The following is a 15,333-nucleotide window of genomic DNA, read 5'->3' on the forward strand; positions in this document are numbered from 1 at the left end:
CCATGACTGACACCGAAAAACAGACCGATTCCACTTCGATCGAACTCTTGTCCTTCCGCGTTGGCGGTCAAGATTACTCCGTGGACATCATGTCCGTTCGAGAAATTCGCGGCTCTGCGAAAGCCACGTCCCTGCCGCATGCGCCCTTTTTCGTCAAAGGCGTGATCAACCTGCGCGGCACGGTGCTTCCGATTATCGACCTTGCGGCACGCCTTGGCCTTCAAACCGGCGAAGACACGGAGCGCAACGTCATCATCGTGGTCGATCTCGGGGAGCGCACGGCTGGCTTGATGGTAGATGCCGTGTCCGACATCCTGGCCATACCCTCTGAGGAGATGCAGCCCCCACCGGATCTCGCAGCCGACGAGGCAAGAACCTTCGTCTCCGCCCTGACCATCGTCGAAGGTCGTATGATCCGCATCCTGGACCTCGAAGCCGTCATGCCCCCGCAGGGCGAGGAGGTCGCTTGAGCGAACTGTCTCCCATCAACGGCCACCCCAAAATGGCCAGCGCAATCTCTGATCGTGCCTTTTCACGCATTGCCGCAATAGCCGCGCGTGAAGCCGGGATCGTTCTGGCTGCGTCAAAGGTTTCCATGGTCAAGTCGCGTCTGACACGACGCCTGCGCGCGCTCAAAATGTCCAGTTTTGACGATTACCTTGATTTTCTGGAAGCCTCGGGAGATCGCACGGAAATGAACAATTTCATTTCTGCGCTCACAACGAATGTCTCGCATTTCTTTCGGGAAAATCATCACTTCGAATACCTGGCAGGCACCCTCCTTCCCCATCTGAAACAAAAGCTGGCGAACGGTGGAAAAGTCAGAATCTGGTCCGCCGGCTGTTCGAACGGTCAGGAACCTTACTCCATCGCGATGACGCTTTTGAAAGCTGCGCCAGATTTGGCACAGAAAGATTTGAAAATCCTCGCGACGGACATTGACCCAGAAGTGCTGGCCCGTGCCAAAAGCGGCCAATACTTCGGATCTTTGACGACGGGGCTCACCGACCAGACGATTGCGAGCTTTTTCACGAAAAGCCATCAGGATGGCGAAGACACTCTGACGGTGACTCCCAACGTCAGAAACATGGTGTCCTTCCGTCAGCTCAACCTTCATGCCGATTGGCCGATGAAGGGAAAGTTTGATGCCATTTTCTGCCGAAATGTCGTGATCTACTTCGACGAGGAAACTCAAATTCGATTGTACAAACGCTATGCCAACATCCTGGAACCTGGGGGCTGGCTGATGCTCGGACATTCGGAACGTCTCAACGAAAGCGTGACGCAGCTTTTCGAAAGCGCAGGCGTCACGACCTACAAAACAAAACAAACCATCTCGTCACCCGCATCAATCGGTGCGCATGAAAGTAAAGGACCTGTCTGATGGCACTTAGAGATCAACTCCGTGTCATGGTCGTTGATGATATGTCTACGAGCCGTGGACTAATTACAAACGCTTTGGATTCATATGGCATCAGAAATGTTGCCAGCGCAGCAGATGGGCCGTCCGCACTTCAGAAACTGGCCGCCTATCCCGTGCATCTCGTGATTTCGGATTACAACATGCCGGGCATGGATGGCCTGCAGCTTTTGCATGCCCTGCGCTCCAACGGCCCGACGCGCGGTGTCGGCTTTCTCCTGATCACCGGGCGGGCCGACCGGGAAATCATCGACATGGGCAAGCGCCTCGGGATGAACAACTTTTTAAAAAAACCATTCGATCCGGCAGGGTTGCGCGGGGCGATCGAAGCAATCGTGGGCAAACTCTGATGAAAGCCTTTGCTGAATCCGCCCCGCAAGAGAGCAGCACAAATGCGCCCGCGGCCATCCCGCTTGGGACTTTGAACAAGCGCATCCAAGATGAAATGGTCGCGCTTGTCATCCTTGCGGCAGAGGTTCAGATCGCCTTGGGTCCGACCCTTGCCGAAGCAAAATCGCTGTCCCCGGCGGTTCAGCGCAGCTTGCAAGCGATTGACCGCTTGCATCAAACCATCGACGATCTGCAACGCGTCATGGGGCATTTGGCAGCCCAAGCCGAATCCGCCACGGTGCAGATCGACCCTTTGAGCGAGGTCATTCGCCTCAGACATCTGGCGCATAAGCTGTTTGACAATATCGACGCGCCCTTTGCGCTCTCCGAAGACGACTCCGGGGAAATTGCGTGGTTTTAGGAACCCACATGGTCTGCCTGAGGCTGTATTTCTCTAGCGCGAGCCTTTCAGAATATTGCTCTGGAGCTGCGTCCCTGAACGGCAATTTCATGCCTGTGATCCCGCTCAGCCGCGTTATTCGCAGTGATCGCGTGAGGCGTTTCACGTGCAGGGCCTTCTTTGACCCGATCATGAGGCTGTATGCAGCAGACCGTTTTCGGTGCCCCACCTGACTGAGGGTTTCAAAACGACCGTCTCATCTAAAACGCCGACCAGCTTGACCCTGTGTATTGCCCACATATTCAAGGCTCAGCCGCAACGACCGCTCAGACAAATCTATTGGTGAGACAAGATCACTTCCGGCAACACACCCACTTCGCCCATGCCGGTAGAATGGTCGAACAAACGATATCCGCGCGGTCCGAACGCCTGATCCTCCATGAGGATCTCATGGCCACGTCACGACGCCGCCCGCCCCCAGCAGGCTCTGGGAATATTTGATCTTTACATTTTCGCAATCTCATTCCAGATTATGCATGTGATAAGATTTCGTAAGCGCCAGATGCGTCAGCGCACAGGTTTGTGGAATCTGTCATCAACTCCCTGTGAAAATTCACCAAAAACCTTGGCCAATGCTGCAGTGCGTCAATCCGTCGCGCTTGAGACTCGGCGCCAAGAAGCGTAGCCCCGGCGGCACAAACTCATGGTCGGCGTGCTGGCGACCAAAGCAAGAGTCGCCGGACTGCCGGACAATAACAAAGGCACGCACATTGCTTAGACTCAGGACCCTCCTGCTGGCCCTCGCCGGCGCTATTGCGCTGTCCGGGTGTCAGTACCATGTACTTTCGCCACAGGGTTGGGTTGGCGATCAACAGCGCAATCTGTTGATCATTTCGACCCTGCTCATGCTCATCGTCATCATCCCCGTGCTGGTCATGTCGGTTTATTTCCCGCTGAAATACCGTGCTGATCGCGAGGATACCTCAGATTACGATCCGACCTTCGAACATTCCAACAAGATCGAAGTCGCGATCTGGGGTGTGCCGATCCTGATCATCGTCGCGCTCGGCTGGTTCACCTATGTGTACACGCACCGCCTCGACCCCTATCGCCCGCTCGATCACCTCGAAGCCGGCGATCCGATCGAAGTTCAGGCCGTGTCGCTCGACTGGAAATGGCTGTTTATCTATCCGGAATTCGGTGTGGCATCCGTCAACGAGTTGGCGATCCCTGAAGGCCGTCCGGTGAATTTCTCGCTCACGTCGTCCACCGTGATGAACACGCTGTCGATCCCGGCGCTTGGCGGCATGGTCTATTCCATGACCGGCATGGAGACGAAACTGCACCTGATCGCGGATGAGACCGGCACCTTCCCGGGCCGTTCGGCACATTACTCGGGTCCGGGGTTCTCTCACATGACCTTCGACACGCTGGCAATGACCGACGAGGATTTCAACGCCTGGGTGGCAGACGTGAAGGCCGACGGCCCCACGCTGGACCGCGCGAGCTACCTCGAACTTGAGAAACCGACCATCGACGAGCCCGTGCACAGCTACGCCTCCGTCGAAGAGGGCCTGTTCCGCCGGATCGTCGAAATGTGCGTCGAAGACGGCAAGGTCTGCATGGGCCACATGATGATGCAGGACGAAATGGGTGGCGGTGGCCTTGAGGGCATTCCGCATGCGGCGGCCTATAGCTACGACCGCGCCCGCACCATCGACGGCTTCGGCAATCTCGTCGATCTGCCCGAAGTTGAAGTGAAGGCCTTCCACGAAGCCTTCTGGAATGACCCCGACGCAATCTGTCGCCCGGATTTCGTTTTCGCGGAGAAGAAAAGCAATGGCTAACGCACAACCGGCGGAAACATTCTCGCCTATCTTCGGACGTCTGACGTTCGAGTGGATTCCGATCCACGAACCCATCCTCGTCGCGACTTTCGCGGGCGTCGCCCTGGGCGGCCTCGCGGTCCTCGCGCTGATGACCTATTTCAAACTCTGGGGCCCGTTGTGGCGCGACTGGGTTGTCTCTGTCGATCACAAGAAAATCGGCATCATGTATATGGTGCTGGGCTTTGTCATGATGATCCGCGGCTTTGCCGACGCGCTAATGATGCGCGCGCAACAGGCCATGGCCGCTGGCGGATCAGAGGGCTGGTTGCCCCCGCACCACTATGACCAGGTGTTCACCGCTCACGGCGTGATCATGATCTTCTTTGTGGCGATGCCTTTCGTCACCGGCATCATGAACTACGTCATGCCGATGCAGATCGGCGCGCGCGATGTGGCCTTCCCGTTCCTCAACAACTTCTCCTTCTGGATGACGGTGTCGGGCGCGCTTTTGGTCAACGTCTCGCTCTTTATCGGTGAATTCGCACGCGTGGGTTGGCTGGCCTTCCCGCCCTTGTCGGGATCGAGTTACTCGACCGGACCGGGGATGGATTACTACCTCTGGGCGTTGCAGATCGCGGGGATCGGCACCACGCTGTCGGGGATCAACCTGATCGCCACGGTGATCAAGATGCGCGCACCGGGCATGAAGCTCATGGACATGCCGATCTTCACTTGGACCGCGCTGATCACCAACGTGCTGATCGTCGCCGCCTTCCCGGTGCTGACCGCCACTCTGGCGCTTCTGACCCTCGACCGTTACGCAGATTTCCACTTCTTCACCAATGACTTCGGTGGGAATGCGATGATGTACATCAACTTGATCTGGATCTGGGGTCACCCGGAAGTCTACATCCTGATCATCCCCTGCTTTGGTGTCTTCTCGGAAATCGTCTCGACCTTCTCGCGCAAGCCGATCTTTGGCTACAAGACGATGGTTTGGGCCACGGCCTGTATCATGGTGCTGTCCTTCGTGGTGTGGTTGCACCACTTCTTCACCATGGGCTCCGGTGCCAATGTGAACACCTTCTTCGGCATCACCACGATGATCATCGCCGTGCCGACGGGTGTGAAGATCTTCAACTGGCTCTTCACCATGTACAAAGGCAGCGTGCGTCTCGAAGTTCCGATGCTCTGGACCATTGGCTTCCTCGTCACCTTCACCATCGGTGGGATGACGGGTGTGCTTCTGGCCGTGCCGCCGGTCGACTTCCAGCTCCACAACACGCTCTTCCTGATCGCACACTTCCATAACGTGATCATCGGCGGCGTGGTCTTCGCGGTCTATGCGGCCGTGAGCTACTGGTGGCCGAAAGCCTTCGGGTTCCAGATGTCCGACAAATGGGGCAAGCGCAGCTTCTGGTTCTGGTTCATCGGGTTCTATGTCGCCTTCATGCCGCTCTACGCATTGGGTCTCATGGGCGTCACGCGCCGCATGAACTCCTACGTCGACGCCGGATGGCAGCCCTTCTTCATCATCGCCGCAATCGGCGCCGTGCTGATCCTCATGGGCATTCTCTGCACCTTCATGAACTTCTACGTCTCGATCCGGGATCGGAAGCAAAACCGTGTCGGTGGCGATCCGTGGGATGCGCGTACCCTCGAATGGGCCACTCAGTCCCCGCCCGCCGCTTACAACTTCCCCTTCGATCTGGAAGTGAAAGGCCGCGAAGCGTTCTGGACCATGAAGCAACAAGGCTTCAAATGGCCGACAGAGAACTACAAACCGATCCACATGCCGAAAGGCACGGCGACCGGTGTGGTGCTCTCTGCAATCGCGATGATCTTTGGCTTTGCCATGGTCTGGTACATCTGGTGGCTCGCCATCCTGAGCTTTGCCGCCATGGTCGGCATCGGGATCGCGCATACCTTCAACTACAAACGCGACTACTACATCCCTGTTGATGAAGTCGCCGCAACCGAAGCCAAAGGAGCCGCCGTATGAGCCACTCCCAAACTGCAAGCGTGCGCGTCGCAGAACACGAGGTGCACCACGCAAGCCCCACGCCCATCGGGTTCTGGATTTACCTGATGAGCGACTGCATCATCTTCGGTGCGCTTTTCGCGACCTATGCCGTCCTCGGCGGCGGGTTCGCGGGCGGGCCGGGACCGAAGGATTTGTTCGAGCCCGGGTTCGTCGCCATCGAGACGGCTTTGCTGCTGTTCTCCTCGATCACCTTCGGCCTCGCCATGCTCCAGGCCAGCAAGGGCAAACGCGACGGCACGATGATGTGGCTGGTGATCACCGGCCTTCTGGGCGCGGGCTTTATCGCGATGGAGCTTTATGAGTTCCGTCACCTGATCCACATCGGCGCAGGCCCGGATCGTTCGGCCTTCCTGTCGTCCTTCTTCGCGCTCGTGGGCACCCACGGTCTGCACGTGACGGGCGGCCTCATCTGGCTCGTGACGCTTCTGACGCAGATCAAGGCCCATGGTTTGACCACGGCCAACATGCGTCGCCTCGGCACGTTGTCGGTGTTCTGGCACTTCCTTGATCTGATCTGGATCGGCGTGTTTTCCTTTGTCTATCTCGTGAGGTTGATCTGATGTCTGCTGATACGCATTCCCACCACGACGCCCCTCACGGTGACCATCACGGTGATCACGACCACGGCACTATGGGACAGCTGATGATCGGCTTCGCGCTCGCCGCGATCCTGACCATCATCCCCTTCGGCCTCGTCATGGCCGAGGTCGAGATGGACCGCACCACGTTGGTCGGCATCATCATGGGCCTGGGCGCCGTTCAGATCATCGTGCATTTGAAGTTCTTCCTGCACTTGAGCACCAAGTCCGAAGAGGGCAGCACCTTCATGTCGACCATGTTGGCGGTGATCATCCTCGTCATCGTTCTAGCGGGCTCTCTGTGGGTCATGCACAACATGAACGAGAACATGATGCCCGAGCATGAAATGGATCAGATGATCGAAGAGATGCAGAGCCTTCAGTCCCAACAGGGCTGATCTCTCCTCTCAGAGTACACCAAACGCCGGGGCCCACGTGGCCCCGGTTTGCCATCAAGGACACCGATATGCGCCCTGCCCGTTTCTTCTCCGCCAAACTGATCGTCGCCACCCTGATCGCCGCCATTGGACTGGCCGGTTTCACCAGCCTCGGCATCTGGCAGGTCAAACGCCTGTCGTGGAAACTCGACCTGATCGAACGGGTCGACACACGTCTGGCCGCTGATCCCGTCCCGGCCCCCGGCCCCGACGCGTGGACCGCAATCACGGCGGAGAAAGACGAATACGCCCGCGTCACCTTGACCGGCAGTTTTCTCAATGACGACGAAGTTCTGATCTACACACCTTCGGATTTCGGCCCCGGCTATTGGGTCCTGACCCCTTTGCAACGCGCAGACGGCACCATCGTGATGGTCAACCGCGGCGTCGTCCCGCAAGAGCGCGCCCTTGCAGGCGACTTCACCCACATCACCGGCGAGACCACCCTCACCGGCCTTTTGCGCCTCTCCGAGGACCAAGGCTGGCTGTTCTCCCGCGACAACGACCCCGAAGGCGGCAATTGGTATCGCCGCGACATCGCCTCAATCACCGAGGCCAAGGGTTATACGCAAGCCGCACCCTATTTTGTCGACCAAGACCTGACCGACCCGCGCGGCTGGCCGCGTGGCGGCAAAACCGTGGTGAGTTTCCGCAACTCGCATCTGAGCTACGCTTTGACATGGTTCGCCTTGGCCGCCGTCATGGTGATCGGCTACATCCTTGTGTTGCGCCTGCATTTACGCCGCAACGGGTGATCAGGGGGGCCCGCATCCCGGTAAGGACGCTGTGAAATTCCTCACAGACAGCCCGCTATTGTACAACCAAAAGCCTTGCTAGAAAGCCCCGAAATGGAGGGACTTTAAATGCAAGAAAATACATATAATTCAAATATTTACGGCGCGTATTGCAGTCAGGACTTCGACCTGAAATCCACCTATGGCGCGGTCTTCGTCGCCCTTGCCGATGACGTCCTTCTGTTGTGACCAGATGAGGACGAGGCCCCAGAACTCATCCACTTGACCCTCTGTTGGGAACCGGCGCCCGAGGCCTTTGACACGTATCCTGCGCTGGAACTGGTGATCGCGGCGGGCGCAGGTGTCGATCAGCTTCTGGCCCATCCCGAACTGCGCCCCGAAATAAAGGTCGCCCGCATTGGCGACACGGAGCAGGCCTATCAAATGGCCGGGTTCGCCGCCCATGAGGTGCTGCATTACGAGCGCGGATTCGACCAGATCCGCGCCCTGCGCCCTGCCAAAGGTGCGCTCTTTCTCCGGCGACATGGCCGTGACGGAGGCCGCGACCGGTGCCGATTATCTGATCAATCTCTTGCCGCTGACCAAGGCCACCGAAGGCGCGCTCAACGCCGATCTTTTCGCCCGCCTCGCGCCCGGCGCGCGGCTGATCCAGATCGGACGCGGCGAGCATTTGGTGGAAGGTGATCTGATCGCGGCGCTCGACAGCAGTCAGATGTCCGCCGCCTCTCTCGATGTCTTTCGGCAAGCCCCCCTGCCCGCCGATCATCCGTTCTGGGCGCATCCGAAACTGCGCCTGACCCCGCATCTCGCCAGCCACACCCTGCCCGACGAACTGGTGCGGCAAGTCATCGCCTGTGCCCGCGCGCTGCGAGATGGCGAGACCTGTGACAGCATCGTCGATCCTGCGCGCGGCTATTGACGCACAGGATCAAAGCCGCATCAAAGCCGCATCAAAGTCTCACATCTCGGCGCAAATCTTGCCGAAATGCGCGCCGCTTTCCTGATAGCGGAAAGCCTGTGCAAGCTCTGAGAGCGGATATGTCCGGTCGATCACCGGGCGGATGTTTAGCACCTCGAGCGCCTTGACGAAATCGAGTTGATGCTGGCGCGAGCCGACGATCAGCCCCTGAAGCCGCTGTTGCCGCGCCATCAACGCCGCCGTGGGCACTTCGCCTGCCCGTCCGGTCAGCACACCAATCAGCGCGATATGCGCGCCGGGACGCCCGGCCACGATGGATTGCGTGAGCGTCGCAGGGCCACCGACCTCGACCACGATATCGACCCCGCGCCCGCCTGTGAGTTGGCGCATCTCCATGCCCCACTCGGGCGTCGTGCGGTAGTTGATGACGTGATCGGCCCCCAACGCGCGCAGACGTTCGAGCTTCTCATCCGAGGAGGACGTGGCAATCACCCGCGCCCCCATCGCCTTGGCCAGTTGCAGCGCATAGATCGACACGCCGCCGGTGCCGAGAACCGCCAACGTATCCCCGGCCTTGAGCCCGGCATCGACCACCAAAGCACGCCAGGCGGTCAACCCGGCGGTGGTGATCGTCGCGGCCTCGGCCGCAGTCCACCCTTTGGGCGCAGGGGTGAACCAATTGGCGGGCAAGGTCACACGCTCGCGGGCGTAACCGTCGCGCCCGTCGCCCGGCGTGGTGGAGAAATCGAAGGGCCGATCATCGCCCTCTTGCCAGTCCGGGAAAAAGCACGACACCACGGCATCGCCGGGACGAAACACGCTCACGCCTTCGCCCACGGCCTCCACCTCGCCCGCACCATCGGCCATCGGGATGCGCCCGTCGGGCAAGGCGCCCTCGATGGCACAGACCCGGTAATCGTGGAAATTGAGCGAGCTGGCGCGCAGCCGCACGGTGATCTCTCCCGGCCCCGGTGCCGCGGGCTCCGCCGCGTCCTCAACCACAAGATTGTCGAGCCCGCCGGGGGCTTTGAGCGTGATTTGTTTCATGGGCTGCCTTTCGATTTAGCTTCGGTAGTCGGCGCCGATCCCGTCGATGGAGCGCAGATGCGCCTGCCATTCCAGTTCCAGATCGCCGTCTTCCTCATTCATCTGGATGTATTGCTCATGCACCCGTCCGGCAACCTCATCACCGATCAAACGCAGCGACTGGCCGGTCGAGGTCGCCGTCACCTGAATTTCGCAGGCGCGCTCGAGGTAGAACATGTTGTTGAACATCTCAGCCGCACTTCGCCCCGTGGCGATCAGCCCGTGGTTGCGCAGCATCAGGACCGGATGCATCCCCATATCGGCGGCGATGCGCTCGCGTTCCTCGAGATCGAGCGCGATGCCTTCGAAATCGTGGTAGCCGATGCGGTTATGGAATTGCAGCGAGATCTGGTTGAGCGGCAAAAGCCCCTCCTCCATGCAAGACACCGCCACGCCTGCGCGGGGTGTGCGTGTGCATGATCCAGGCGGCGTCGTGGCGGTTCATATGGACCGCAGAATGAATGGTAAACCCCGCCGGATTCACCCGGTAAGGGCTGTCGTCCACCTTGTTGCCCTCGACGTCGATCTTAACCAGAGAGGACGCGGTAATCTCCTCCCACCGCCATCCGTAGGGGTTGATCAGGAAATGCCCATCCTCTCCCGGCACGCGGGCGGTGATATGGGTGTAGATCAGATCGGTGAACTTGTAGAGCGCCGCCAGACGGTAGCAGGCGGCGAGGAAATCGGCATGGGCACCGTTGCCAAACGCCGTGCCAACGGATCATCGGCCTGGCTCTCAGCAATCCGTGCCGTGACCGCATCGAACCGGTTCTGCGTGTCCTGAAGCTGTTCAGCCAGTAGATCCACGGCCGCTCGTGCGGCGTCCGGCACGTTCCGAGCTGCGGCGATCAGACGCTCGATGTGTCTCGAATGCCTTCCGCCTCGATCGCATCTGTCTTGCCCTGTTTCACGTCAGGCTTGACGTAAGCTGGCGGCACTGGCGGCATAAGACGAACCTCATGCCCCAACGCGGCGATCTCCCGCCCTCAATGATGCGCGCCGGCGCACGCTTCCATGCCAACCAGACAAGACTCCAGTCGTGAGGAAAACATCAGAAGCTGTGCCCGCCGCAACTGGCGACGGCACACCACGGTCCCATGCGCGCTGACGCCATGCCCCTGAAAGGCATTCTTGGCCAGATCAAGGCCGATCGCGATAGGCTGTTCCATAGATGACGCCTTCGGTGACTGTAAAACCCACCTTGGCACATTGCGATGCCGTTTGATGGGGCCATCCACACCATCAAACGGCGCCTTCAATGGGCAACTCGGAGCGTATGAACGACGGTATGCCGCGCAGGATGAACAGGTCGCTCAATGCATCAATGATATCTCCCGAGGTCAACCGACGCTTCACATTGGTGGCCATGCACTCTCGGCTGTGCTCATCAAGGTGAAGCGTACGGAAAGCCTTTCCGTCCTCCGTCCGGCAATGAACGAAGTCCCTCTCAGCGATGCAGGCATCGCCTGACGGGCACGTGCATAGCTCCAGACATGGTTGCGATGCTCGGGGCCTGAGATGGACACAAGAGCCGTCATTCAGCCCCTCATACCGCCATAGCCGTTCCACCCGCTTATCGTTCACCTCCCTGCCTGCTTCTCTCAGCAGGGCCGCGATGCGACGGTAGCCGTAGCGGCCGTACTGGCGGGTCAGTTCGATCATGTCTGCGACCAACCGATCCTCATCGGCTCGACCTTGAGGAGCCTTCCTCTGTGTCGAGCGATGCTGCCCGAGGACACGACAAGTGCGTCGCTCGGACAGGCGGAACTTTGTTTGGTCATGATCAATGCAAGCTCGGCGACGGGCGCGGCTCAGGGGCTCCGCCCGTTCAAGCCTGAAACGGTCCCCCAGACCGTTTCCATGACGGCTTTCACTCCCCGGGCGGCCTCAGTGAGGATGAGCTTATCCAAGGTCAGATCAGAGACAACTTTCCTCAGCCGCTCATTCTCTTTCTGAAGGCGTTTGGGCTCCTTCCGTTGGTCGGATCCCATCCCACCATATTGCTTGCGCCAGCGGTAATAGGTCTGTTCGGTAATGCGAGCCTGTCGGATCGCATCCACACGCGCTGTACCTTGACCGACAAGCACCTCAACCTGCCAACTTCTTGGATGCCTACAACGTCGCACGCCGTCTCAAAACGCTCAGCGGCCTCACGCCATACGAATACATCTGCAAAATCTGGACATCAGAGCCAGAGCGATTCAACCTAAATCCGATCCGCCAGATGCCGGGACTGAACAGCTAAATATTACGGTGGACCACGTCAGTGGGGAGAACCAATCGCGGCGTGATCCCCTTTGTGCTGATCCAGATGACGGCATGATGGGCGTGCATCTCGCGCATTCCGGGCGCAAAGCCTTTTCGCAGCCGCTCTGGCGTGGCGACCAAGCCATGACTCCAGCCGAGATTGACGCCGCCAGTATCGACTGGCGTCGTGTGGGCCCCAGTGCCATCTCCGCGAGTTCCGAATGGAGCACGCCGGAGGAACTCAGCATCGAGGAGATCGCCAAAATCCGTCAGCAACATGTCGACACCGCGCGGCGCGCCAATGCTGCCGGGATGGATGTGGTCGAGCTGCATTACGGCCATGGTTATCTGGTGGCGAGTTTTCTTTCGCCCATCGGCAACACCCGCGACGACGTCTATGGCACAGCCCGCGCGGGGCGGATGCGGATCGCTCGCGGCGAAGATGCCAGGCCTGCGCAACTCTTGGCAGAACCGCATCGTGGACAAAGAGCAATTCGGCATTTCGCATGCCCGCGGGCCTTGGGATCTTGATGGCATGTCCGAGCTGCATTTCGACAGTCTGGAGGCGATGAGACAGGCCGTCGCCACGCCGAGCTTCGCCGATGCTTTGGGCGATGAGGACGGGTTTCTGAGCGATGTACATCTGGTTCCGCGACACTGAGCGGGTGCGGACCTATTTTGATTCCGCACCATCATCAACCTAATCATTCCAAAACAATGCGTTAAGAAAAACACTTAAAGCATAGGGGTAACGTGAAACCGGCCTCACTCAGGGCTCGAGCGCCTGCAGAAGATGCTCGATCTGATCCAGCAGCTTCTCGATGTTCTGGGCACCAATTTTGTCTTCGATTTCCGCATAAATCTGCGCGCTTTGCGGCGCCAACTCGCGGATGAAACAGCGTCCTTCCTCGGTCAGCCCGACCAGCATCCGCCGCCCGTCCGCCTCATCGCGATGCGCCTGAAGAAAGCCACGCGCCTCCAACGTGCGCATGATCCGGGTGAGCGACGGCGCGAGGATACAGGCCTTGTTCGCCAAGAAACTGGCGTCCGTCTCCCCCGCCTCTTCGAGCACCCGCATGACGCGCCATTGCTGTTCGGTGACGTCATTGGCGGCCAGCATGGGGCGGAAGCGCTCCATCACAACTTCGCGGGCGCGCAACAGCGCAATCGGCAACGTGCGGTGCGTGCGCGCCAGTCCAAACCCGTCTTTATGCGTTTCAGAATGCGTATTTGGCGCCATCGGTCTCTATTCTCCCTGTTATCTTTTCCCATCGGAGATTGTGGGCGGGTTGACAAGCAGAATTACATTTAACATGTTAAGCAACAAGTAAGGGAGAGAGAATCGTGCCGCATCTAGCGATTGAATATTCGGCGGGCCTTGAGGCGCGTGCTGATATTAAAGGCGTTTGTGAAAAAGCCTATGAGGCCATGCTCACCGCCGGAATTTTTCCAAAAGCCGGGATTCGCGTCCGCGCCCACAAGGCCGATGTGGCCATCGTAGGCGACGCTTTGCCGGAGAACGACTTTGCCGCGCTGACCCTGTCGGTGGGCGCAGGCCGGTCGACCGAAGCGCTCAAAGACGCAGGCGACATGATCTTTGCCGCTGTGCAAGAGGCGCTCAAAGGCCCGCTCTCCACCCCTCATTTCGCCCTCTCGCTCGAGATCCGGGAAATCAACCCGGAGCTGAGCTGGAAAGACACCCCCATTCACGCCCGCCTGTCGGGCAAAAGCTGAAGGAAAGACGATGAGCGCTCTCGAAGAGAACCTATCCAAAGCCAAGGCCTATATGGCCAAATTCGCCGAAACCGGCGTTCTGAACCACATCGGCGGCGAAAGTGTGCCCGCCAAATCCGGCAAGGTCTTCGAGACCACCTCGCCGGTTGATGGCAAGGTGCTTGCATCTGTGGCCAAGGGCGATGAAAGCGACATTGACGCCGCCGTCGCGAGCGCAAAAGAAGCCTTCAAAACCTGGTCCAAAATGCCGGGCAAAGAGCGCCGCGCCATCCTGATCAAAGTCGCCGAAGGCATCGAGGCCCGCGCCGAAGAAATCGCTTTCACCGAATGCATGGACACCGGCCAGGCGCTGCGTTTCATGTCCAAGGCCGCGATCCGTGGCGCCGCCAACTTCCGCTTTTTCGCGGATCAGGCGCCCACCGCCGAAGACGGTCTGGCGCTGCGCAACCCGAACCAGATGAACGTGACCTCGCGTCGCCCGATCGGTCCGATCGGCGTGATCACGCCCTGGAACACGCCCTTCATGCTGTCGACCTGGAAAATCGCGCCCGCTCTGGCCGCCGGTTGTACCGTCGTGCACAAGCCCGCCGAATTCTCGCCGATGACCGCGAAACTTCTCGTTGAGATCGCCGAAGAGGCCGGTCTGCCGAAAGGTGTTCTGAACCTCGTCAACGGCTTTGGCGAAGACGCAGGTAAAGCCCTGACCGAGCACAAGGACATCAAAGCGGTGGCCTTTGTGGGCGAAAGCCGCACCGGCTCGATGATCATGAAACAGGGCGCCGACACGCTGAAGCGCTTCCACCTTGAGCTGGGTGGCAAAAACCCGGTCATCGTGTTCGACGACGCCGACATGGAACGCGCGGTCGATGCCGCCGCCTTCATGATCTATTCCTTGAACGGTGAGCGTTGCACCTCGTCCTCGCGCGTGCTCGTGCAGGAAAGCATCTACGAAGAGTTCACCAACAAGCTCGCCGATGTCGCCAGCCGCATCAAGGTCGGTCACCCGCTCGACCCGGAAACCGTGGTCGGCCCGCTGATCCACCCGGAACATGAGACCAAGGTTCTGTCCTACTTCGAGAAAGCCAAAGCCTCCGGTGCGACCATTGCTGCCGGTGGTGAGAAGGTGGGCGAAGAGGGCTGTTTCGTGCGCCCGACGCTCTTCACCAACGCGACCAACGACATGGACATCGCGCAGGAAGAGATCTTTGGCCCGGTGCTGACCGCCATCCCGTTCAAGGATGACGACGACGCGCTCAAATTGGCCAATGATGTGGAATACGGTCTGGCCGCCTACCTGTGGACCAACGACCTGAACCGCGCCATGTACATGACCGACAACCTCGAAGCCGGCATGATGTGGGTGAACTCGGAAAACATCCGTCACCTGCCCTCGCCGTTCGGTGGAGTCAAAGCCTCCGGCATCGGCCGCGACGGTGGCGACTGGTCGTTCGACTTCTACATGGAGACCGTCAACGTGTCCTTCCCGCGTCAGTACCACAAGGTGCCGAAACTCGGCGGCTGACGCGCCGAAACCAAACATGGGGAGGTGGCTTG

20 protein-coding genes and 3 pseudogenes are annotated in these 15,333 nt (G+C 59.4%); 16 read left to right on the forward strand and 7 right to left on the reverse strand.

Features of this window, described 5'->3' with window-relative positions; translation table 11 throughout:
• Positions 1-2 precede the first annotated feature (2 nt).
• From ACN0X0_RS01435 to ACN0X0_RS01475, 9 genes are all read left to right on the forward strand, one after another.
• Positions 3-470, forward strand: coding sequence for a chemotaxis protein CheW (locus ACN0X0_RS01435; protein ID WP_226550667.1), 468 nt, complete (start codon positions 3-5; stop codon positions 468-470).
• Positions 467-1,384, forward strand: coding sequence for a CheR family methyltransferase (locus ACN0X0_RS01440; RefSeq protein WP_417277714.1), 918 nt, complete (start codon positions 467-469; stop codon positions 1,382-1,384). The genes ACN0X0_RS01435 and ACN0X0_RS01440 overlap by 4 nt, the downstream gene beginning before the upstream one ends.
• Positions 1,384-1,770 (forward strand): response regulator, encoded by a 387-nt coding sequence (locus tag ACN0X0_RS01445; RefSeq protein WP_226550665.1) that lies wholly within the window; start codon positions 1,384-1,386, stop codon positions 1,768-1,770. The genes ACN0X0_RS01440 and ACN0X0_RS01445 overlap by 1 nt, the downstream gene beginning before the upstream one ends.
• Positions 1,770-2,171 (forward strand): hypothetical protein, encoded by a 402-nt coding sequence (locus ACN0X0_RS01450; protein WP_417263162.1) that lies wholly within the window; start codon positions 1,770-1,772, stop codon positions 2,169-2,171. The genes ACN0X0_RS01445 and ACN0X0_RS01450 overlap by 1 nt, the downstream gene beginning before the upstream one ends.
• Before the next feature lie 749 nt (positions 2,172-2,920).
• Positions 2,921-3,997 (forward strand): ubiquinol oxidase subunit II, encoded by a 1,077-nt coding sequence (gene cyoA, locus ACN0X0_RS01455; protein ID WP_417263161.1) that lies wholly within the window; start codon positions 2,921-2,923, stop codon positions 3,995-3,997.
• Positions 3,990-5,981 (forward strand): cytochrome o ubiquinol oxidase subunit I, encoded by a 1,992-nt coding sequence (cyoB, locus tag ACN0X0_RS01460; protein WP_417277715.1) that lies wholly within the window; start codon positions 3,990-3,992, stop codon positions 5,979-5,981. The genes cyoA and cyoB overlap by 8 nt, the downstream gene beginning before the upstream one ends.
• Positions 5,978-6,583 (forward strand): cytochrome o ubiquinol oxidase subunit III, encoded by a 606-nt coding sequence (gene cyoC / locus ACN0X0_RS01465; RefSeq protein WP_417277716.1) that lies wholly within the window; start codon positions 5,978-5,980, stop codon positions 6,581-6,583. Before cyoB ends, cyoC begins: the two co-directional genes overlap by 4 nt.
• Positions 6,583-6,999, forward strand: a complete 417-nt coding sequence (gene cyoD, locus ACN0X0_RS01470) for a cytochrome o ubiquinol oxidase subunit IV (RefSeq protein WP_417263158.1) — start codon at positions 6,583-6,585, stop codon at positions 6,997-6,999. Before cyoC ends, cyoD begins: the two co-directional genes overlap by 1 nt.
• A 68-nt stretch (positions 7,000-7,067) precedes the next feature.
• Positions 7,068-7,793, forward strand: a complete 726-nt coding sequence (locus tag ACN0X0_RS01475) for an SURF1 family protein (RefSeq protein ID WP_417277717.1) — start codon at positions 7,068-7,070, stop codon at positions 7,791-7,793.
• A gap of 129 nt (positions 7,794-7,922) precedes the next feature.
• Here ACN0X0_RS01475 and ACN0X0_RS01480 read toward each other — a convergent pair whose 3' ends face one another.
• Positions 7,923-8,318 carry a hypothetical protein gene (locus ACN0X0_RS01480; protein WP_417277718.1) on the reverse strand — a complete coding sequence of 132 codons (396 nt, stop codon included), beginning with the start codon at positions 8,316-8,318 and terminating at the stop codon, positions 7,923-7,925.
• Here ACN0X0_RS01480 and ACN0X0_RS01485 point away from each other — a divergent pair.
• A complete protein-coding gene (locus ACN0X0_RS01485) occupies positions 8,317-8,712 on the forward strand; it encodes an NAD(P)-dependent oxidoreductase (protein WP_417277719.1) in 396 nt (131 codons plus the stop codon). The genes ACN0X0_RS01480 and ACN0X0_RS01485 overlap by 2 nt on opposite strands.
• A gap of 39 nt (positions 8,713-8,751) precedes the next feature.
• On the opposite strand, the gene ACN0X0_RS01490 is transcribed toward ACN0X0_RS01485, so the two are convergent.
• The 3 genes from ACN0X0_RS01490 to ACN0X0_RS01500 are packed head-to-tail and all read right to left on the reverse strand — an operon-like array spanning position 8,752 to position 10,459.
• Entirely contained in the window at positions 8,752-9,759 is a 1,008-nt protein-coding gene (locus ACN0X0_RS01490; RefSeq protein WP_417277720.1) for a zinc-dependent alcohol dehydrogenase family protein, read from the reverse strand.
• A 15-nt stretch (positions 9,760-9,774) separates the two neighbouring features.
• Positions 9,775-10,176: a class II aldolase/adducin family protein gene (locus ACN0X0_RS01495; RefSeq protein WP_417277876.1), complete on the reverse strand. Its 402-nt coding sequence runs from the start codon at positions 10,174-10,176 to the stop codon at positions 9,775-9,777.
• Positions 10,127-10,459 (reverse strand): class II aldolase/adducin family protein, encoded by a 333-nt coding sequence (locus ACN0X0_RS01500; protein WP_417277877.1) that lies wholly within the window; start codon positions 10,457-10,459, stop codon positions 10,127-10,129. Before ACN0X0_RS01500 ends, ACN0X0_RS01495 begins: the two co-directional genes overlap by 50 nt.
• Between ACN0X0_RS01500 and ACN0X0_RS01505 the strand changes: the two genes are divergently transcribed.
• Positions 10,385-10,582, forward strand: coding sequence for a hypothetical protein (locus ACN0X0_RS01505; protein WP_417277721.1), 198 nt, complete (start codon positions 10,385-10,387; stop codon positions 10,580-10,582). The two genes, ACN0X0_RS01500 and ACN0X0_RS01505, sit on opposite strands and share 75 nt — an antisense overlap.
• A gap of 85 nt (positions 10,583-10,667) precedes the next feature.
• Here ACN0X0_RS01505 and ACN0X0_RS01510 read toward each other — a convergent pair.
• Both ACN0X0_RS01510 and ACN0X0_RS01515 read right to left on the reverse strand, forming a co-directional pair.
• A pseudogene (locus ACN0X0_RS01510) lies at positions 10,668-10,967 on the reverse strand (IS110 family transposase); the annotation flags it as partial.
• 97 nt (positions 10,968-11,064) lie between these two features.
• Positions 11,065-11,924: pseudogene (locus ACN0X0_RS01515) on the reverse strand (IS3 family transposase); the annotation flags it as partial.
• Here ACN0X0_RS01515 and ACN0X0_RS01520 point away from each other — a divergent pair.
• The 3 genes and pseudogenes from ACN0X0_RS01520 to ACN0X0_RS01530 form a co-directional block, all read left to right on the forward strand.
• A pseudogene (locus ACN0X0_RS01520) lies at positions 11,897-12,043 on the forward strand (IS481 family transposase); the annotation flags it as partial. The pseudogenes ACN0X0_RS01515 and ACN0X0_RS01520 overlap by 28 nt on opposite strands.
• A 74-nt stretch (positions 12,044-12,117) precedes the next feature.
• Positions 12,118-12,576: a hypothetical protein gene (locus ACN0X0_RS01525; RefSeq protein ID WP_417277722.1), complete on the forward strand. Its 459-nt coding sequence runs from the start codon at positions 12,118-12,120 to the stop codon at positions 12,574-12,576.
• Between the two features lie 4 nt (positions 12,577-12,580).
• Complete coding sequence (locus tag ACN0X0_RS01530) at positions 12,581-12,706, forward strand: hypothetical protein (RefSeq protein ID WP_417263151.1); 126 nt, start codon at positions 12,581-12,583, stop codon at positions 12,704-12,706.
• Between the two features lie 108 nt (positions 12,707-12,814).
• On the opposite strand, the gene hpaR is transcribed toward ACN0X0_RS01530, so the two are convergent.
• Positions 12,815-13,285: a homoprotocatechuate degradation operon regulator HpaR gene (gene hpaR, locus ACN0X0_RS01535; protein ID WP_417277723.1), complete on the reverse strand. Its 471-nt coding sequence runs from the start codon at positions 13,283-13,285 to the stop codon at positions 12,815-12,817.
• A 104-nt stretch (positions 13,286-13,389) separates the two neighbouring features.
• On the opposite strand from hpaR, the gene ACN0X0_RS01540 reads away from it, so the two are divergent.
• On the forward strand, positions 13,390-13,779 hold the full coding sequence (locus ACN0X0_RS01540; RefSeq protein ID WP_226550618.1) for a 5-carboxymethyl-2-hydroxymuconate Delta-isomerase: 390 nt from the start codon (positions 13,390-13,392) through the stop codon (positions 13,777-13,779).
• A gap of 10 nt (positions 13,780-13,789) precedes the next feature.
• The gene (hpaE, locus tag ACN0X0_RS01545) at positions 13,790-15,301 is read left to right on the forward strand and encodes a 5-carboxymethyl-2-hydroxymuconate semialdehyde dehydrogenase (RefSeq protein ID WP_417277724.1); all 1,512 of its coding nucleotides are present in this window, start codon (positions 13,790-13,792) and stop codon (positions 15,299-15,301) included.
• Positions 15,302-15,333 lie beyond the last annotated feature (32 nt).

Source organism: Celeribacter sp. (genome assembly GCF_048270365.1).
Lineage (GTDB): Bacteria > Pseudomonadota > Alphaproteobacteria > Rhodobacterales > Rhodobacteraceae > Celeribacter.